This window comes from Geodermatophilus sp. SYSU D00708, assembly GCF_054050115.1.
Genome location: NZ_JBJGYS010000017.1, coordinates 20,601 through 38,913 on the forward strand (window position 1 = coordinate 20,601; position 18,313 = coordinate 38,913).

Genomic DNA, 18,313 nt, shown 5'->3' on the forward strand with positions numbered 1-18,313 from the left:
TTACCGGAGTGTCGTCCGACTAGCATGAGGAGGGTCGTTCCTCCTCCGGCCTGCAGGAGTCGCCATGGGCCCCGACGCCGCCACCAACGTGGCTGCTGCACGGGCTGACGCCCCGGCGCTCCCCGCCGGCACGGGAGCAGCCGCCCCGCCGGGCGGGGGAGACCGCCCGCCCCTGCCGAGCCGTCCGGTCGTCCGCCGTCCCGACGACGTCGTCGCCGAGCCGCCCGACGAGCGGGAGCCGGCGGGTGTGCCCCGGCGGCGGGTCCGCGACCGGCTGGCCCGCCGGATCGTCGCCGGGCAGCGCAGCGGCCTGGTCCGACCGGTGCTCGAGCCGCTCGCCGCGCTGCACCGGCAGAGCCACCCCAAGGCCGACCTGGCGCTGCTGCAGCGCGCCTACGACGTGGCCGAGACCGCGCACGCCTCGCAGAAGCGCAAGAGCGGCGACCCGTACATCACCCACCCGCTGGCCGTGGCGACCATCCTGGCCGGGCTGGGCATGGACACCACGACGCTGGTGGCCGCGCTGCTGCACGACACGGTGGAAGACACCGGCCAGACCCTGGAGTCGATCACCGAGGCGTTCGGCCCCGAGGTCGCGCACCTGGTGGACGGCGTCACGAAGATCGACCGCGTCAAGCTGGGCGATGCGGCGCAGGCGGAGACGATCCGCAAGATGATCGTCGCGATGGCCCGCGACCCCCGGGTGCTGGTCATCAAGCTCGCCGACCGGCTGCACAACATGCGCACGCTGCGCTTCCTCCCGCCGGAGAAGCAGGAGAAGAAGGCGCGCGAGACGCTGGAGATCCTCGCGCCGCTGGCCCACCGCCTCGGCATGAACACGATCAAGTGGGAGCTCGAGGACCTCGCGTTCGCCACGCTGTACCCGAAGCGCTACGACGAGATCGTCCGCCTGGTGGCCGAGCGGGCGCCGTCGCGGGACACCTACCTGGCCGAGGTCACCTCGACGGTCCAGGAGCAGCTGAAGGCGGCCAAGATCGAGGCGGTCGTCACCGGCCGGCCCAAGCACTACTACTCGATCTACCAGAAGATGATCGTGCGCGGCCGCGACTTCACCGACATCTGGGACCTCGTCGGGATCCGGATCCTGGTCGACTCGGTGCGCGACTGCTATGCGGCGCTGGGCATCATGCACGCCCACTGGCAGCCGGTACCCGGCCGCTTCAAGGACTTCGTCGCCATGCCGAAGTTCAACATGTACCAGTCGCTGCACACCACGGTGATCGGCCCGCAGGGCAAGCCGGTGGAGCTGCAGATCCGCACGCACGACATGCACCGCACCGCCGAGTACGGCATCGCTGCGCACTGGAAGTACAAGGAGAAGGCCAAGGCCGGCGGCAGGCCCGACGCCGGGGGCTTCGGCGCGGCCAAGGCCGGCTCGCCGGACGACATGCTGTGGCTGCGCCAGCTGCTGGACTGGCAGCGCGAGGCGCAGGAGCCCGGCGAGTTCCTGGAGACCCTGCGCTACGACCTCGGTCCGCAGGAGGTCTTCGTCTTCACGCCCAAGGGCGACGTGCTCAGCCTGCCCGGCGACTCGACCCCGGTCGACTTCGCCTACGCCGTGCACACCGAGGTGGGGCACCGCTGCATCGGCGCCCGGGTCAACGGGGCCCTGGTGTCGCTGGACAGCAAGCTGACCAACGGCGACGTCGTGGAGATCTTCACGTCCAAGTCGCCGACGGCGGGCCCGTCGAAGGACTGGCTGGCGTTCGTCGGCTCCTCGCGGGCGCGCACGAAGATCCGCCAGTGGTTCACCAAGGAGCGCCGCGAGGACGCCGTCGAGGCCGGCAAGGAGGCGCTGACCCGCGCGATGCGCAAGGCCGGGCTGCCGCTGCAGCGGCTGCTCGGCGGCGACGCGCTGTCGACCCTGGCCAAGGACCTCCGCCACGCCGACGTGACGGCGCTGTACGCGGCGGTGGGGGAGAACCAGATCTCGGCCTCGTCCGTCGTGGACAAGCTGCTCACGGCCCTCGGTGGCGCCGAGGGCGCGGTCGAGGACATCGCCGAGACCACCATCCCCATGCGGCGGCCGGCGCACCGGCGTCCGGCGGGCGGGGATCCGGGCATCGTCGTCCACGGGATGACCGACGTGTGGGCCAAGCTCGCCAAGTGCTGCACGCCGGTGCCGGGGGACGACGTCCTCGGCTTCGTGACCCGCGGTGGCGGGGTGAGCGTCCACCGGCGCGACTGCACCAACGCCGCCGACCTCGAGCGCAAGCCCGAGCGCCTGGTGGAGGTGGAGTGGGCCAGCCAGCCCGGCTCGGTCTTCCTGGTCGCCATCCAGGTCGAGGCGCTCGACCGGCACCGGCTGCTCTCCGACGTCACCAAGGCGCTGGCCGACGAGCGGGTCAACATCCTGTCCGCCTCGGTGCAGACCAGCCGGGACCGCGTCGCGATCAGCCGGTTCACCTTCGAGCTCGCCGACCCGGCGCACCTGGGTGCGGTGCTGCAGACGGTGCGCAACGTGGACGGCGTCTTCGACGTGGAGCGCGTCACCGCCTGAGAAAGGACCCCCTGCCCCCCGCCGCTCGCAGGCTCGCGGCGGGGCCCTGCAGGGGGCCATCGCGGAGTCAGGCCGATGAGCACCGCCTAGCCGCAGCGGCCCCTCAAGCCGTGCGCGGGGTGGCCAGGAACGCGGGGTTCTCGCAGGGGGCGCCGGGTTCCGGGGTGTTCTCGGGGTTGCCGGTGAGCAGCCGGGTGAACTCGACGAGCCGGGGGTCGTCGACGTCGTCGAGCCGCAGCGCGTGGTTCCAGGCCTGCAGCGAGACGGCGGTGCCCAGTCCCGGGTAGGGCGACATCATCAGGCCGTAGGTGCCCCGCACCGCGGTCGCCAGGACCGTCACGTCGTCCGCGGCCAGCAGGGCGGGGTCGTAGGTGATCCAGACCGCGCCGTGCTCGAGGGAGTGGACGGCGTTCTCCGGCCGGATCGCCACGTCGTAGACGCTGCCGGTGCAGTCGGCCCACACCGGGTCGTGCGGGCCGCCGACCGGCGGGGTCTCGGCGTAGTCGACCTCTGCAGCGGTGTGCTGCCCCGCCGCGTACTGCGCCACCCGGGTGTTCTCCAGGGTGACCGACGGGGCCGCCGGCTCCGGCGCACTCTGGGCACCCGTGGTGCAGCCGCCGAGGACCACGGTGGCCAGGACGGCGAGCGACCGGGTGCCGCGCCGCATCAGGCGACGGACATCGACGCGACGGTGACCGGCACCGTCGGGGCGCCGCCGCCGGGGCTGGGGTCCATCGAGCCGTCGTTGCCGTTGGCCGCGACCGTGTCGAGCACCGCCAGCCCGGCCTCGTCGACCGAGCCGACGACCGTGTAGTCCGGGGGCAGCTGGCTGTCGCCCCAGACCAGGAAGAACTGGCTGCCGTCGAAGCCCTGGCCGCTGTTGGCCATCGCGATCGTGCCGCGGGGGTAGGTCTCGTCGCCGGTGACCTGCGTGGGGAAGGTGTAGGTGGGGCCGCCGGCGCCGGTCCCGGTCGGGTCGCCGCACTGCAGCACCTGCAGGCCGGCGCTGTCGACCTCCCGGTGGCAGGGGGAGTCGTCGAAGAAGCCGCTCTCGGCCAGGTGGACCAGGCTGGCCGCCGCGCACGGGGTGCGCTCCTGGTCCAGGGTGAGGGTGAGGTCGCCGAGGTTGGTCGACATGACCAGGTCGGTGGTCCCCGTGGCCGGGACCTCGTCGTCCGGCGGCTCGACCTCGATGAGGTAGGGGTTGCCGGAGGGGGTGTCCGCCCACGCGCAGGTGGTCAGCGCGCCCGACGGCGCCGACCCGCCGGCGGCCGACCCGCCGTCCCCGCCCGAGGGCTCGGCCTCCCCGGTGGCGCCGCCGGAGCAGGCCGCCAGGGCCAGGGCCGCACCCGCCAGGCCGGCCAGCGCCCGCAGCCTCACGCGGCGACCGTCAGGGACTCGATGCGGACCTCCTGCGTCGGCGCGCCGTCACCCGGGCCGTTGGCGCCGTCGTTGCCGTTGGCGGCGATGGTGTCGAGGACGCCGAGGCCGGCCTCGTCGATGGTCCCGAGCACGGTGTAGCTCGGCGGGAGCTGGCTGTCGCCGAAGACGAGGAAGAACTGGCTGCCGTCGAAGCCCTGGCCGCTGTTGGCCATGGCCACCGTGCCGCGCGGGTAGGTCTCGTCGCCGGTGACCTGGGTGGGGAACTCGTAGGCCGGGCCGCCGCGGCCGGTGCCGCTGGGGTCGCCGCACTGCAGCACCTTGAGGCCCTCGCCGTCGGTCTCGCGGTGGCAGATCGTCCCGTCGAAGTAGCCCTGCTGCGCCAGGAAGGCCATGCTCGCCACCCCGCAGGGGGCGTTGGCGTTGTCGAGGGTCAGCCCGATGGCGCCGAAGTTCGTGGTGATGGTGACCGGGGTGGTGCCGGTCGGGTTCACCTCGGTGGGCGGCGTGCCGGAGTCGGCCTTCAGGTCGGGGTTGTTCGCGGTGTCGGCCGGGGTCCAGTCGCACGTCCCGTCGCTGCCGTCGACGGCGGCGGGGGTGGTCGGTGCGGCGCTGGTCGGGGTCGCGGCGGCGTCGTCGGTGTCGTCGCCGCCGACGCCGGTGATCAGCCAGACGGCCCCGATGACGACCAGCACCGCCACCGCGGTGACCCCGATGAGCAGGTTGCGACGGCGCTTGCGGGCGAGCTCGGCGCGGCGCTCGAGTTGGCGCTGCAGGCGCCGCTGCGCGGCCTGCCGCCGCTGCTTGTTGCTCGGCACGGGTGGTACTCCTCGAAGGGACGGGTGCTGCGGCGGGGCGCGGCGGTCGCTCCCGAGCGCGCCCGCTCACCGCTGGTCGATCCGCGAGTCTAGGCGGCGAACCTGCTCCTTCCCTGACAGCCGGGAAGCCCGGAGCGCCGACGGGGCCCCGCGTAACCTGCACGGGTGCTCATCCGCTCGTTCCCGGCCGGCGCGTTCGGCACGAACTGCTACGCGGTCGCCTCCGGTCCGCGGCAGGAGTGCGTGGTCGTCGACCCCGGGATGGACGCCGTCGAGCCGCTGGCCCGGATGCTGGCCGAGGACGGCCTCAAGCCGGTCGCGGTCGTGCTCACCCACGGCCACCTCGACCACACCTTCTCGGTGCTGCCGGTCTGCGACGGCTACGACATCCCCGCCTACCTGCACCCCGCCGACTCCGGCATGCTCGCCGACCCGGTGCGGTGGCACGGTCCGCAGCTGGCCCCGCTGATCACCGGCGTGCGGCTGCCCGACCCGTCGGACGTGCTCTCCCTCGACGACGGCGCCGTCCTGTCGCTGGCCGGCGTGGAGCTGACGGTGCGGCACGCCCCCGGCCACACGCAGGGCTCGGTGGTCTTCTCCCTCGACCTCGGCGAGGCGCCCGGCCTGCTGGCCGGCGACGTGCTGTTCGCCGGGTCGGTGGGCCGGGTGGACCTGCCGGGTGGCTCGTGGGAGGCGATGCTGCGCTCGCTGCGCGACGTCGTGCTGCCGCTGGACGACGAGACCGTCGTGCTGCCCGGGCACGGGCCGGCGACGACGATCGGGCGCGAGCGCGCGACCAACCCGTACCTGGCCGAGGCCGCCGTCGGAGCGGGCCCGGCCCCCAGGGGAAGAGGACTGTGACCAGCGAGATCATGCGGGCGCCGAAGGGCACCTTCGACACCCTGCCGCCGGAGTCGGCGCGCTTCCTGGCCGTCCGCGACGCGCTGACCGCGCCGCTGCGGCTGGCCGGGTACGGCTACGTCGAGACGCCGGTGTTCGAGGAGACCGCCGTCTTCTCCCGCGGGGTGGGGGAGTCCACCGACGTCGTCACCAAGGAGATGTACACCTTCGACGACCGCGGCGGCCGCTCGCTGACCCTGCGCCCCGAGCTCACTGCCGGGCTGATGCGGGCCTTCATCGAGCACCGCCTGCACACCGGCGCCCTGCCGGTGAAGCTGTGGACCGTCGGGTCGGCGTTCCGGTACGAGCGCCCGCAGGCCGGCCGGTACCGGCACTTCACCCAGGTCGACATGGAGGCCCTCGGGGTCGACGACCCGGCGCTGGACGCCGAGGTGGTGGCCCTCGGCGTGCAGGGCTTCCGCGACCTGGGGCTCACCGACTTCGCGCTGCTCCTCACCTCGCTGGGCGACGCGACCTGCCGCCCGCAGTACCGGGAGAAGCTGGTCGCCTACCTCGACAAGCTCGACCTCGACGAGGAGACCCGGCGCCGCGCGGAGATCAACCCCCTGCGGGTGCTCGACGACAAGCGGCCCGAGGTGCAGGTACAGCTCGACGACGCCCCGCTGATGGTCGACCACCTCTCGGACTCGACCAAGGCCCACTACGACGCCGTCCGCCAGCACCTGACCGACCTCGGCGTGACCTGGACCGAGGCGCCGAAGCTGGTCCGCGGGCTGGACTACTACACCAAGACGACGTTCGAGTTCGTGCACAACGGGCTGGGCGCCCAGTCGGCGATCGGCGGCGGCGGGCGCTACGACGGGCTGTCGGCGGCGCTCGGCGGCCCGGACCTGTCCGGCATCGGCTACGCCGTGGGGGTGGACCGCACGCTGCTGGCGGTGCAGGCCGAGGGGCTCGACATCGGCGTCGCACCGGGCGTGCAGGCGTTCGTGGTGCCGCTGGGCGCGCAGGCCAAGCGGCTGGCGGTGGAGCTGGTCGGGCAGCTGCGCCGGGCGGGCGTCTCGGCCGACACCGTGTACGGCGACCGCGGGCTCAAGGGCGCGATGAAGGCCGCCGACCGCTCGGGCGCCTCGCACGTCGTCGTCATCGGCGAGCGCGACCTGGCCGAGGGCGTCGGCCAGCTCAAGGACCTGCGCACCGGCGAGCAGCGGGCCGTCCCGGTGGGCGAGCTGTTCGAGACGGTGCGTGCGACGGTGGGGGAGTGACCTCGACTGTGAGAACGACGCCCGCGCGAGCATCGCAGGGAGCGCCAGGGACCGAGGAGCGGAACGAGGGCGGAGTCGAACGATGAGCACCATGGAGCAGCGACCGCTCGGGCGGACGGGGGCCGACGTCAGCGTCGTGGGCCTGGGCACCTGGCAGCTGGGCGGTGACTGGGGGGACGTCGACGACGACACCGCCGCCGAAGTCCTGGACGCCGCCCTCGACGCGGGCGTCACCCTGCTCGACACCGCCGACGTCTACGGCGACGGGCGCTCGGAGCAGCGCATCCGGGCGGCCCTGGCGGCGCGCTCGGAGCGGCCGTTCGTCGCCACCAAGGCCGGCCGGCGCGCCGACCCGTTCGAGGCGGCGCAGTACACCCCGGAGAACCTGCGCGCCTGGATCGACCGGTCCCGCCGCAACCTCGGCGTCGAGACCCTCGACCTGGTGCAGCTGCACTGCCCGCCGACCGCGGTCTACAGCGACCAGCGGGTGTACGACACCCTCGACGCGCTGGTCGAGGAGCAGGCGATCGCCGCGTACGGCGTCTCGGTGGAGACCGTCGCGGAGGGGCTGACCGCCCTGGAGCACCCCGGCGTGCAGTCGATCCAGGTGATCCTCAACGTCTTCCGGCGCAAGCCGCTGGAGGAGCTGCTGCCGGCCGCGGCCAAGGCGCAGGTCGGCGTCCTGGCGCGGGTGCCGCTGGCCAGCGGTCTGCTCAGCGGCCGCTACACCGAGGCGACGACGTTCGCGCCCGACGACCACCGCAGCTTCAACCGGCACGGCGAGGCCTTCGACGTCGGCGAGACCTTCGCGGGGGTCCCGTACGAGGTCGGCGTCCAGGCCGCCCGGGAGTTCGTCGAGATCTGCGGCGACCGGGTGCCCAGCGCCGTGGCGCTGCGCTGGGTGATCCAGCAGCCCGGCGTCACCTCGGTCATCCCCGGCGCCCGCAACGTCGGGCAGGCCCGCGGCAACGCGGAGGCGGCCGAGCTGCCCCCGCTGACAGACGCCGACCTCGCCGACCTCGAGCGGCTCTACGACGAGCGCATCCGCGCGCACGTGCACGACCGCTGGTGACCCCGTCCCGAAAGGCTCTCCTCTAGTGCTCCGCTCCCACGACGCCGGCACGCTGCGCGCGTCGGACGCCGGTTCCACCGTCACCCTCGCCGGCTGGGTGGCCCGCCGCCGCGACCACGGCGGCGTGGTCTTCGTCGACCTGCGCGACGCCTCCGGGTACGTCCAGGTCGTCGTCCGCGAGGAGGAGGCGCACGCGCTCCGCAACGAGTTCTGCGTGCTGGTCACCGGCGAGGTGCGCCGGCGCCCGGAGGGCAACGAGAACCCGGAGCTGCCGACCGGCGAGATCGAGGTGGCCGCCGCCGAGCTGCGTGTGCTGTCCCCGGCCGCGCCGCTGCCGTTCCCGATCGAGACCGACCAGGCCGCCAGCGACGACGTGCGCTACCGGTACCGCTACCTCGACCTGCGCCGGCAGGGCCCGGCCCGGACGCTGCGGCTGCGCAGCGAGATCAACCGGGTGGCCCGCGGCGTCATGGCGCAGCACGGCTTCGTCGAGGTCGAGACGCCGAACCTGACCCGCTCCACGCCCGAGGGCGCCCGCGACTTCGTCGTCCCCGTCCGGCTGCAGCCGGGCAAGTGGTACGCGCTGCCGCAGTCCCCGCAGCTGTTCAAGCAGCTGCTGATGATCGGCGGGCTGGAGCGCTACTACCAGATCGCCCGCTGCTTCCGGGACGAGGACTTCCGCGCCGACCGGCAGCCGGAGTTCACCCAGCTGGACTTCGAGATGAGCTTCGTCGAGCGCGACGACGTCCTGGCAGTGGTCGAGGACGTCGTCCGGGCGCTGTGGCGGGAGCTGGCCGGCTACGAGGTGCCCGAGATCCCGCGGATGAGCTACCGCGAGGCGATGGACCGGTTCGGGTCGGACAAGCCCGACCTGCGGTTCGGCCTCGAGCTGACCGAGCTGACCGGGTACTTCGCCGACACGCCGTTCCGGGTCTTCCAGGCGCCCTACGTCGGCGCCCTGGTCATGCCCGGCGGCGGGTCGCAGCCGCGGCGGGCGTTCGACGCCTGGCAGGACTGGGCGAAGTCCCGCGGCGCGCGCGGGCTGGCCTACGTGACCATCGCCGAGGACGGCACCCTCGGCGGGCCGGTCGCCAAGAACATCTCCGACAGCGAGCGCGAGGGCCTGGTCGCCGCCGTCGGCGCGAAGCCCGGCGACTGCGTGTTCTTCGCCGCCGGCCCGCGGCGTCCCTCGCAGGAGCTGCTGGGGGCGGCGCGCAACGAGATCGCCCGCCGGCTGGAGCTGATCGAGCCGGGCTCGTGGTCGTTCCTGTTCGTCGTCGACTTCCCGATGTTCGAGGAGACCGAGGACGGCGACTGGACCTTCATGCACCACCCGTTCACCTCGCCCACCCCGGAGTGGCGGGAGCGGTTCGCCGAGGACAGGGGCGGCGCCCTGTCCGACGCCTACGACCTGGTGGTCAACGGCAACGAGCTGGCCAGCGGCTCGGTCCGCATCTCCGACCCCGAGCTGCAGGAGCGGGTGTTCGAGACGCTCGGCATGTCGCGGGAGGAGGCCCGGGAGCGGTTCGGCTTCTTCCTGGAGGCCTTCGCCTACGGCCCGCCGCCGCACGCCGGCGCCGCCCTGGGCTGGGACCGGCTGACCGCGCTGCTGGCCGGGGTGGACTCCATCCGCGAGGTCATCGCCTTCCCGAAGACCGGTGCCGGGTTCGACCCGCTCACCGGCGCGCCGACGCCGATCACCGAGGCCCAGCGCAAGGAGGCGGGCATCGACGCGAAGCCGGAGGAGCCGGCGCTGCCGGCCGAGCCCGGGGCCCCCGGACCGACCTCGACACACGTGACGATCCGCCCATAGCGACCCTCGTCACAGGCCGCCGGTAGGTTGCGGGCATGCCGTTGCGTGCCCGCACCCTGCTCGGACCCGGTCCCTCCAACCCCTATCCGGAGGCGACCGTCGCCCTCGCCCAGCCGCTGCTGGGGCACCTCGACCCGGTCTTCCTCGGGATCCTCGACGAGACCTCCGACCGGCTGCGCCGGGTGTTCGGCACGACCAACCGGCGCACGCTGCCGCTGTCGGCGACCGGCTCGGCGGGCATGGAGGCGGCCTTCGTCAACACCGTGGGTCCCGGCGACGTCGTCGTCGTCGCGGTCAACGGCCTGTTCGGCGAGCGGATGGTGGACGTCGCCTCGCGCTGCGGCGCCGAGGTCGTCCGGGTCGACCACGACTGGGGGCAGCCGGTCGACGCCGACCGCGTGCTCTCGGCGTACCCGTCGCCGAAGCTGATCGCCGCGGTCCACGCCGAGACCTCGACCGGTGTGCTCTCCGACCTCGAGCCGCTGGCCGCGGGCAAGGGCGACGCCCTGCTCCTGGCCGACTGCGTGACCTCGCTGGGCGGCATCCCGGTGCGGCTGGACGACTGGGGCGTGGACCTGGCCTACTCCGGCTCGCAGAAGTGCCTGGGCGTGGCCCCCGGCCTCGCGCCGTTCACCATCAACGACCGGGCCTGGGAACGGCGGGTCGAGCAGCCGCGCAGCTGGTACCTCGACCTGGGCATGCTCGGCGGCTACGCCGGCGAGGCCGCGGGCTCCGGCGGGCGCACCTACCACCACACCGCGCCCACCGGGATGGTCGTGTCGCTGCACGCCGGCCTCGGCCGGATCCTCGACGAGGGCCTGGAGGCCGTGCACGCCCGCCACGCGGAGGCCGGGCGGCTGCTGCACGAGGGGCTGCAGGCCATGGGTCTGGAGCTGTTCGCCGCCGAGGGCTCCCGGCTGCCGGAGCTGACCACCGTGCGGGTGCCCGACGGCGTGGACTCCGCGTCGGTCCGCAAGGAGCTGCTGGAGCGCTACGACCTGGAGATCGGCGGCGGCGTCGGCGCGTACGCGGCCACCGTGTGGCGGATCGGGCTGATGGGTGCCAACGCCCGTCCCGACACCGTCGCGCTGGTGCTGGCCGCGCTGCGCGAGGTCCTCGGCCGCTGAGGTGATCGCCCCCTCGCCGGCGCCGGTCCGGACGGCGCGCCGGCTGCCGGCGTGGGGGCTGGTGACCTGGTTCGTCGGCCCGGCGCTGACCGCGGTGACCTACCTGGAGCCGTACCTGCGGCCGGGGGCGGGGCTGCCCCGCGGGCTCGGCGACGCCCTCGCCGGCGCGGTGCAGGTGTTCTGGCTCGCGGCGTCCCCGCAGGGCCGGCCGCTGCTGCCCTGGGTGGTGGCTGTCGTGGGCGCGGCGTTCGTCGCCGCCCTGCTGGCCGGCCGCCGTCCCGCGGCACCGCCGGCCGGCTGAGCCGTCCGCGGGCGGCGGCTACGCCTCGTCGTCCCGCAGGCCGTGCGACCGGCGGTCGGTCAGCAGCGCCCCGCAGACCACCGCCAGGTCGACCAGCCCCACCAGCCGACCCTCCTCGACCACCGGCGCGTAGGCGACCCGCGTCTCGAGCATCCGCTCGGCCACCTGCGGAACGGGCGTGTCCGAGGTGAACGTCACGACCTCGCCGAGGTGCAGGTCGGTGATCCGGGTCTCCTCGAGGTCCCGCCCGTCCGCGACCGCCTGGGTGACGTCGCTGTCGCAGATCACCGTGATCGGCCGGCGCTCGCCGTCGTCGCTGATCACCACGAGCGCGTTGTCGTGCGACTTCTTCATCAGGTAGGCGACCGCGGCGACGTGGGCGCTGCGCTCCACCGTCGTCACCGGAGGGCGCATCACCTGTGCGGCGACGAGCGGCCCGGTGCTGGTCGGGGCAGGAGACGGGGGAACGGCCATGTCCGCGATCCCTTCGGAGGGCCCGGTCGTGGGGCCATTGTGGGGGCTGCGGAGGCGGCAGCGGGAGGGCCGGCGGCGGTCAGCTGTCCAGGCGGGCCAGCTGGTCGGCGGTCAGCTGCAGGTCGGCCGCGGCCGCGGAGTCGACGATGGACGCCGGGCGCGACGCCCCCGGGATGGGCACGACCACCTCCGACTGCGCCAGGTGCCAGGCCAGCGCCACCCGGTACACCGACACGCCCAGCTCCGACGCCACCTCGGCGAACGCCGGCGCGGTGTCGTCCAGCGAGCCGGCCGCGGACACGCCGCCGAACGGGCTCCACGGCAGGAACGCCAGCCCGTGCGCCGCGCAGTGCGCCACCTCGTCGGCGGAGAACCGCCAGCCGGGGGAGAACTGGTTCTGCACGCTCACCAGCGCCGGGCCCACGATCGAGCGGGCGACGTCGATCTGCGCGATGTCGGCGTTGGAGATCCCGACCATGCGGACCAGGCCGTCGTCGGCGAGTTGGCGCAACGCGCCCATGGACTCCTCCCAGGGCGTGTCCGGGTCGGGCCGGTGGAACTGGTAGAGCCCGATCGCGTCCACGCCGAGACGCCGCAGCGACTCCTCGCAGGCCTTGCGCAGGTAGGCCGGCGTGCCGTCGAGCTCCCAGTCCGTGCCGCGCCGGGTGTGCCCGCCCTTGGTCGCCACCAGGACGTCGTCGGCACCGGACCCGTAGGAGGCCAGCGCGTCGGCGACCAGCGACTCGTTGTGCCCGAACTCCGCCTCGTCGCGGGCGTAGGCGTCGGCGGTGTCGATGAGCGTCACGCCGGCGTCGAGCGCGGCGTGGACGGTGGCGACGGCGTCCTCGGGGGAGGGCCGGTCGGTCTTGGTGGACAGGGGCATGGCGCCGAGGCCGATGGCGCTGACGGGGCGGTCTCCGATGCGTCGTTGCTGCACGGGGGTGTCGTGCCCCGCGGGTAGCGTCGCAACCGTGAGTTCGCTGTTCGACGAGGCGCCTGCGGAGGCCGTCGCCGTCGACCCCGGCGCCCCGCTGGCCGTGCGCATGCGGCCGCGGTCCCTCGACGAGGTCGTCGGCCAGCAGCACCTGCTCGGCCCGCGCGCGCCGCTGCGCCGCCTGGTCGAGGGCGACGAGCCGATGTCCCTGGTCCTCTACGGCCCGCCGGGCACCGGCAAGACGACGCTGGCGCACGTCATCTCGCTGGCCACCAAGCGCCAGTTCGTGCAGCTGTCGGCCCTGGACTCCGGGGTCAAGGAGGTCCGGGCGGTCATCTCGGCGGCGAAGCGGGAGCTGACCTACGCCGGGCGGCGCACGGTGCTGTTCATCGACGAGGTGCACCGCTTCTCCAAGACCCAGCAGGACTCGCTGCTGTCCGCGGTGGAGGACCGCATCGTCAGCCTGATCGCCGCCACCACCGAGAACCCGTTCTTCTCGGTGGTCAGCCCGCTGCTCTCGCGGTCCCTGGTGCTGGCGCTGCAGCCGCTCTCCGACGACGACGTCCGCACGCTGCTGCGCCGCGCGCTCACCAGCGACCGCGGGCTCGACGGCGCGGTCACGCTGAGCAGCGAGGCCGAGGAGCACCTCGTCCGCATCGCCGGCGGCGACGGCCGCAAGGCGCTGACGGCGCTGGAGTCCGGCGCCGGCGCCGCGCTGGCCGCCGAGCTGGCCGAGATCGACCTGGTCACCCTCGAGACGGCGGTCGCCCAGGCCGCGGTGCGCTACGACCGCCAGGGCGACCAGCACTACGACGTCGCCAGCGCGCTGATCAAGTCGATTCGCGGCAGCGACGTCGACGCCGCCCTGCACTACCTGGCGCGGATGGTGGAGGCGGGGGAGGACCCCCGCTTCATCGCCCGCCGGCTGATCATCTCGGCGAGCGAGGACATCGGCCTGGCCGACCCGACGGCACTGCAGACCGCGGTCGCCGCGATGCAGGCCGTGCAGTTCATCGGCATGCCGGAGGGCCACTTCCCGCTGGCGCACGCCGTGGTCCACCTGGCCACCGCACCGAAGTCCAACGCGGTCACCGTGGCCATCGGCGAGTCGGTCGCCGACGTGCGGGCCGGCCTCGGCGGGCCGGTGCCGCCGGGGCTGCGCGACGCCCACTACGCCGGGGCGAAGAAGCTCGGCCACGGCACGTCCTACAGCTACCCGCACGACGCGCCCGACGGGATCGTGCCGCAGCAGTACCCGCCGGACGCCCTGGTCGGTCGCGACTACTACCGGCCCACCAGCCGCGGAGCCGAGGGCCCGATCGCGGCTCGGCTGGGCAAGCTGCGGGCGATCGTCAGACGACAGCCGGGGCGCCGGGCCTGACCGGCGGCACCGTCCAGCCACCGCCGCCGGGCTCCGGCGGTGCGCGGACGGCGGTCTGCGGCCGCGACTACTGTGACCACGCCGGGCCGACGCCCGCCGGGAGCCCCGGGCGCAGCCCGGTTCCGGACGAGACAGCCGAGGAACAGGAGACCCGCGCGTGACCGCAGGAGAGTGGGCCGGATTGATCGCAGCGCTGGCGCTGGTGCTGCTGGTGCTGCTGCTCGCCGTCCCGATCCTCAAGCTGGGACGCACGCTGGACGAGGCGACCCTGACCATCCGCCAGACGCGGGAGCAGAGCGCGCCGATCCTGAGCCAGGCCTCGACCACGGTCGCGCACGTCAACAGCAACCTGGAGCGGGTCGACGACATCACCGGCAACGCCGCCAACGTCTCCAGCAACGTCGCCGCCCTCACCAGCGTCGTCGCCGCGACCCTCGGCAGCCCGCTGATCAAGGTCGCCGCGTTCAGCTACGGCGTCCGCAGCGCGGCGAAGAAGAAGCGGGAGGGCCAGGCGATCGCCGAGGCCGCCCGCCGCGACAAGGACGAGCGCCGCGCGCGCCGCGCCGCCCGGCGGGCCGCCTGATGCGCCGGCTGTTCTGGCTCGCCATGGGCATCACCATCGGGGCCCTCGTCGTCCGCAAGCTGTCGCGGGCGGCGGAGAAGCTGACCCCGCAGGGCATCGCGGGCGCCCTGGTCGAGGGCCTGCGCGACCTCGCCGACGCGATCGGCGAGTTCGGGGCCGACGTCCGGGCCGCCGCCAGCGCGCGGGAGCAGGAGCTGCGCGCCGGCACCGGCCTGGACGCCCCGCTGCCCGACGGCCGGCCGGCCCAGCTGCCCTACCGCCGGGGCGCGCACGCCGCCGACTCCTGACCCCCTCCCGCCCGCGGGGCCGACCGTCCCGCCCTCTTCCGACCGAGTAGGACATGCAGACCGCCGAGATCCGCCGCCGCTTCCTGGAGCACTTCGCCGCGCGCGGCCACACCGTCGTCCCCAGCGCCTCGCTGGTCTCGCCGGACCCGTCCCTGCTGTTCACGGTGGCCGGGATGGTGCCGTTCATCCCGTACCTGACCGGCCGCGAGCCCGCGCCCTACCCGCGGGCCACCAGCGTGCAGAAGTGCGTGCGCACCCTCGACATCGAGGAGGTGGGCAAGACCACCCGCCACGGCACGTTCTTCCAGATGAACGGCAACTTCTCCTTCGGGGACTACTTCAAGGAGGGGGCCATCCAGCACGCCTGGGACCTGGTCACCGGCCCGGTGGCCGACGGCGGGCTCGGCTTCGACCCGGAGCGCATCTGGGTCACCGTCTACCTGGACGACGACGAGGCGGCCGACGCGTGGAAGCGCATCGCCGGGCTGCCCGAGGAGCGGATCCAGCGCCGGGGGCTGAAGGACAACTACTGGCACACCGGCCAGCCCGGACCGGGCGGCCCGTGCAGCGAGATCTACTACGACCGCGGGCCCGAGCACGGCGCCGACGGCGGTCCGGTGGTCGACGAGGACCGGTTCCTCGAGATCTGGAACCTCGTCTTCATGCAGTACCAGCTCGACGACGTGCGGTCCAAGGAGGAGTTCCGCATCGTCGGCGACCTGCCGAAGAAGAACATCGACACCGGCATGGGCCTGGAGCGGGTGGCCTACCTGCTCCAGGGGGTGAACAACCTCTACGAGATCGACGAGGTCGCCCCGGTGCTGCGCCGCGCGGCCGACCTGGCCGGCGTGACCTACGGCCGCGATCACGAGGACGACGTCCGGCTGCGCGTGGTCGCCGACCACGTCCGCAGCGGCCTGATGCTCATCGGGGACGGCGTGACGCCGGGCAACGAGGGCCGCGGCTACATCCTGCGCCGGCTGCTGCGCCGCGCCGTCCGCTCGATGCGGCTGCTCGGCGTCGACGAGGCCACCCTGCCCGAGCTGCTGCCGGTCTCCCGCGACGCGATGAAGGCCAGCTACCCGGAGCTGGAGACCGACTTCGCGCGCATCTCCAGCGTCGCCTACGCCGAGGAGGAGGCGTTCCGGCGCACCCTCGCCGCCGGGACGACGCTGTTCGACACCGCCGTCGCCCAGGCCAAGCGGGCCGGGACGCCGGAGCTGTCGGGGGAGCAGGCCTTCTCGCTGCACGACACCTACGGCTTCCCGATCGACGTCACCCTCGAGATGGCCACCGAGCAGGGCGTCAGCGTCGACGAGGAGGGCTTCCGGGCCCTCATGCAGCAGCAGCGCGACCGGGCCCGCGCCGACGCCCGCGCCAAGAAGACCGGCTCGGTCGACGTCCTGGCCTACCGGCGGCTGCTCGCCGACCACGGGCCCACCGACTGGCGTGCCTACGACACGCTGCGGACCGACTCGCGCGTGCTCGGCCTGGTCTCCGACCTCGCCGCGGAGGAGGGGGCCGAGGTCGCCCCGGCCGGTCCCGGCGAGGTCACCCGGGTGGTGCTCGACCGCACGCCGTTCTACGCCGAGTCCGGCGGCCAGGTCGCCGACGCCGGCGTCCTGACCTGGGACGGCGGCCGCGCCGAGGTGCTCGACGTGCAGCGGCCGGTCAAGAGCCTGGTCGCCCACCAGGTGCGGGTTCTGGAGGGCGAGCTGCGCGAGGGCGCCGAGCTGGTCGCCGAGGTCGACCGCGAGTGGCGGCTGTCGGCCTGCCAGGCGCACTCGGGCACCCACGTGGTGCACGCCGCGCTGCGCCAGGTGCTCGGCCCGCAGGCGCTGCAGTCGGGCTCCTACAACCGCCCCGGCTACCTGCGGCTGGACTTCGCCTGGCAGGGCGCGCTCACCCAGCAGCAGCGGCACGACATCGAGGACGTCGCCAACGCCGCGGTCCGCGCCGACCACAAGGTCACCGCCAACTACATGACGCTGCCCGAGGCGCAGGCCATCGGCGCGCTGGCGCTGTTCGGGGAGACCTACGGCGAGCAGGTCCGGGTCGTGGAGATCGGCGGCCCGTGGTCGCGCGAGCTGTGCGGTGGCACCCACGTCCAGGGCAGCGCGCAGATCGGCACGCTGGCGCTGACCGGCGAGTCGTCGGTGGGCTCCGGCTCCCGCCGCGTGGAGGCCGTCGTCGGTCTGGAGGGCTTCCGCTACCTGGCCCGCGAGCGCGACCTCGTCCGGCAGCTCGGCGAGGTGCTCAAGACGCCGACCGACAACCTGGTCGAGCGGGTGAGCGGCATGCTCGCCCGGCTGCGGGACGTGGACAAGGAGCTGGCCGAGCTGCGCGCGCAGCAGACCCTCGCCGCGGCGGGGGAGCTGGCCGCCGGGGCGCGGGACGTCAACGGCATCTCCGTGGTCACCGGCGCGCCGGGTGGACTGGCGGGCGGGGACCTGCGCACGCTGACCCTCGACGTGCGCGGGCGGCTGCCCGGCGACCGGCCGGCGGTGGTCTTGCTCGCGTCGGAGACGGCGGGCAAGGTGGCCGTCGTGGCGGCCCTCAACCCGGCCGCCGTGCAGCGGGGGCTCTCCGCCGGCGACCTGGTCCGGGTCGCCGCCGCCCAGGTGGGCGGCAAGGGCGGCGGGAAGGCAGACGTGGCCCAGGGGGGCGGTACCGACCCCGCGGGCATCCCAGCGGCCCTGCAGGCCGGCGAACAGGCGGTCGCGACCGCCGCAGGGAGGTAGGCAGGCGTGGCCGGACCCCAGTACCCCAGCCCCGACGAGACCGGCCCGGTGGGCGAGCGGCGGGTGCGCCGCCCGGCGGTGCCCCCGCCGCCGGCCCGCCCGCGCCCGGCCCCGCCGGCTGCGCCGCAGGAGCCGGGCCACCACAGCACCGAGGCCATCGACCTGACCGCCGGCTTCCCGCCGGTGCGCCACGAGACGGCGCAGATCGACCTGTCCGGCGGGCTGCCGGGCGGCCTGCCGATCCCGCCGCGCCGACCGAAGCAGGGCCGGCGGCTGGGCATCGACGTCGGCACGGTGCGGGTGGGGGTGGCGATCTCCGACCCGACGGGCACCCTGGCCAGCCCGCTGGAGACCGTCCAGCGCCGGCGCGACGAGTCCGACCTGGACCGCATCGCCGACCTCGTCGTGGAACACGAGGTGACAGAGGTGATCGTGGGGGAGCCGAGGCACCTCTCGGGAGCGTCGGGCGCCTCTGCGCGGGAGGCACGTGCTTACTCTCGGGCACTCGCCGGGCGCATCGGCTCCGTGCCCGTGCACCTCGTCGACGAAAGGCTCTCCACCGTGACCGCAGCCAGTTCCCTCCGGGCGAACGGTCTCGACAGCCGACAGCAGCGCTCGGTGATCGACCAGGCCGCCGCCGTGGTCATCCTCCAGGCCTATCTGGACGCCCAGCGGGAGCAGTCGTGACGGGTCCGACCCCGTCCTCGCGGCGGGGTCGGCACGCGTCCCCGGACCTCCCGAGCGGCGTCCCCGCC

General features: G+C 74.2%; 17 protein-coding genes. 12 read left to right on the forward strand and 5 right to left on the reverse strand.

The window, feature by feature from the left end; all coding sequences use genetic code 11:
* Positions 1 to 64: 64 nt before the first annotated feature.
* Complete coding sequence (locus ACI79D_RS15330) at positions 65 to 2,521, forward strand: RelA/SpoT family protein (RefSeq protein WP_456919283.1); 2,457 nt, start codon at positions 65 to 67, stop codon at positions 2,519 to 2,521.
* A 103-nt stretch (positions 2,522 to 2,624) separates the two neighbouring features.
* Here the strand turns inward: ACI79D_RS15330 and ACI79D_RS15335 are convergent, their stop codons facing one another.
* From ACI79D_RS15335 to ACI79D_RS15345, 3 genes are read right to left on the reverse strand one after another with little or no spacing between them, the layout of a single operon-like run.
* Entirely contained in the window at positions 2,625 to 3,188 is a 564-nt protein-coding gene (locus ACI79D_RS15335; protein ID WP_456919284.1) for a DUF3105 domain-containing protein, read from the reverse strand.
* Positions 3,188 to 3,901, reverse strand: coding sequence for a peptidylprolyl isomerase (locus ACI79D_RS15340; RefSeq protein WP_456919285.1), 714 nt, complete (start codon positions 3,899 to 3,901; stop codon positions 3,188 to 3,190). Before ACI79D_RS15340 ends, ACI79D_RS15335 begins: the two co-directional genes overlap by 1 nt.
* On the reverse strand, positions 3,898 to 4,719 hold the full coding sequence (locus tag ACI79D_RS15345) for a peptidylprolyl isomerase (protein ID WP_456919287.1): 822 nt from the start codon (positions 4,717 to 4,719) through the stop codon (positions 3,898 to 3,900). Before ACI79D_RS15345 ends, ACI79D_RS15340 begins: the two co-directional genes overlap by 4 nt.
* Before the next feature lie 165 nt (positions 4,720 to 4,884).
* Here ACI79D_RS15345 and ACI79D_RS15350 point away from each other — a divergent pair, with 165 nt between their 5' ends.
* The 6 genes from ACI79D_RS15350 to ACI79D_RS15375 all read left to right on the forward strand — a co-directional run bounded on the left by ACI79D_RS15350 (position 4,885) and on the right by ACI79D_RS15375 (position 11,158).
* A complete protein-coding gene (locus tag ACI79D_RS15350) occupies positions 4,885 to 5,580 on the forward strand; it encodes an MBL fold metallo-hydrolase (RefSeq protein WP_456919288.1) in 696 nt (231 codons plus the stop codon).
* Positions 5,577 to 6,845: a histidine--tRNA ligase gene (gene hisS / locus ACI79D_RS15355; protein WP_456919289.1), complete on the forward strand. Its 1,269-nt coding sequence runs from the start codon at positions 5,577 to 5,579 to the stop codon at positions 6,843 to 6,845. Before ACI79D_RS15350 ends, hisS begins: the two co-directional genes overlap by 4 nt.
* An 82-nt stretch (positions 6,846 to 6,927) precedes the next feature.
* The gene (locus ACI79D_RS15360) at positions 6,928 to 7,917 is read left to right on the forward strand and encodes an aldo/keto reductase (protein ID WP_456919290.1); all 990 of its coding nucleotides are present in this window, start codon (positions 6,928 to 6,930) and stop codon (positions 7,915 to 7,917) included.
* A 25-nt stretch (positions 7,918 to 7,942) separates the two neighbouring features.
* Positions 7,943 to 9,730: an aspartate--tRNA ligase gene (gene aspS / locus ACI79D_RS15365; protein WP_456919291.1), complete on the forward strand. Its 1,788-nt coding sequence runs from the start codon at positions 7,943 to 7,945 to the stop codon at positions 9,728 to 9,730.
* Positions 9,731 to 9,765: 35 nt separating this feature from the next.
* A complete protein-coding gene (locus tag ACI79D_RS15370) occupies positions 9,766 to 10,857 on the forward strand; it encodes a pyridoxal-phosphate-dependent aminotransferase family protein (protein WP_456919293.1) in 1,092 nt (363 codons plus the stop codon).
* Position 10,858: 1 nt separating this feature from the next.
* Positions 10,859 to 11,158, forward strand: coding sequence for a hypothetical protein (locus ACI79D_RS15375; protein ID WP_456919294.1), 300 nt, complete (start codon positions 10,859 to 10,861; stop codon positions 11,156 to 11,158).
* A gap of 18 nt (positions 11,159 to 11,176) precedes the next feature.
* On the opposite strand, the gene ACI79D_RS15380 is transcribed toward ACI79D_RS15375, so the two are convergent.
* Together ACI79D_RS15380 and ACI79D_RS15385 are read right to left on the reverse strand one after the other, a co-directional pair.
* Positions 11,177 to 11,632, reverse strand: coding sequence for a CBS domain-containing protein (locus tag ACI79D_RS15380; RefSeq protein ID WP_456919296.1), 456 nt, complete (start codon positions 11,630 to 11,632; stop codon positions 11,177 to 11,179).
* A 79-nt stretch (positions 11,633 to 11,711) separates the two neighbouring features.
* On the reverse strand, positions 11,712 to 12,569 hold the full coding sequence (locus ACI79D_RS15385; protein WP_456919297.1) for an aldo/keto reductase: 858 nt from the start codon (positions 12,567 to 12,569) through the stop codon (positions 11,712 to 11,714).
* A 34-nt stretch (positions 12,570 to 12,603) separates the two neighbouring features.
* On the opposite strand from ACI79D_RS15385, the gene ACI79D_RS15390 reads away from it, so the two are divergent.
* From ACI79D_RS15390 to ruvX, 5 genes are all read left to right on the forward strand, one after another.
* On the forward strand, positions 12,604 to 13,947 hold the full coding sequence (locus tag ACI79D_RS15390) for a replication-associated recombination protein A (RefSeq protein ID WP_456919298.1): 1,344 nt from the start codon (positions 12,604 to 12,606) through the stop codon (positions 13,945 to 13,947).
* 157 nt (positions 13,948 to 14,104) lie between these two features.
* Positions 14,105 to 14,530, forward strand: a complete 426-nt coding sequence (locus tag ACI79D_RS15395; protein WP_456919299.1) for a DUF948 domain-containing protein — start codon at positions 14,105 to 14,107, stop codon at positions 14,528 to 14,530.
* On the forward strand, positions 14,530 to 14,817 hold the full coding sequence (locus ACI79D_RS15400; protein WP_456919300.1) for a hypothetical protein: 288 nt from the start codon (positions 14,530 to 14,532) through the stop codon (positions 14,815 to 14,817). Before ACI79D_RS15395 ends, ACI79D_RS15400 begins: the two co-directional genes overlap by 1 nt.
* A gap of 53 nt (positions 14,818 to 14,870) precedes the next feature.
* Positions 14,871 to 17,558 carry an alanine--tRNA ligase gene (gene alaS / locus ACI79D_RS15405; protein WP_456919301.1) on the forward strand — a complete coding sequence of 896 codons (2,688 nt, stop codon included), beginning with the start codon at positions 14,871 to 14,873 and terminating at the stop codon, positions 17,556 to 17,558.
* 6 nt (positions 17,559 to 17,564) lie between these two features.
* On the forward strand, positions 17,565 to 18,245 hold the full coding sequence (gene ruvX, locus ACI79D_RS15410; protein ID WP_456919302.1) for a Holliday junction resolvase RuvX: 681 nt from the start codon (positions 17,565 to 17,567) through the stop codon (positions 18,243 to 18,245).
* Positions 18,246 to 18,313 lie beyond the last annotated feature (68 nt).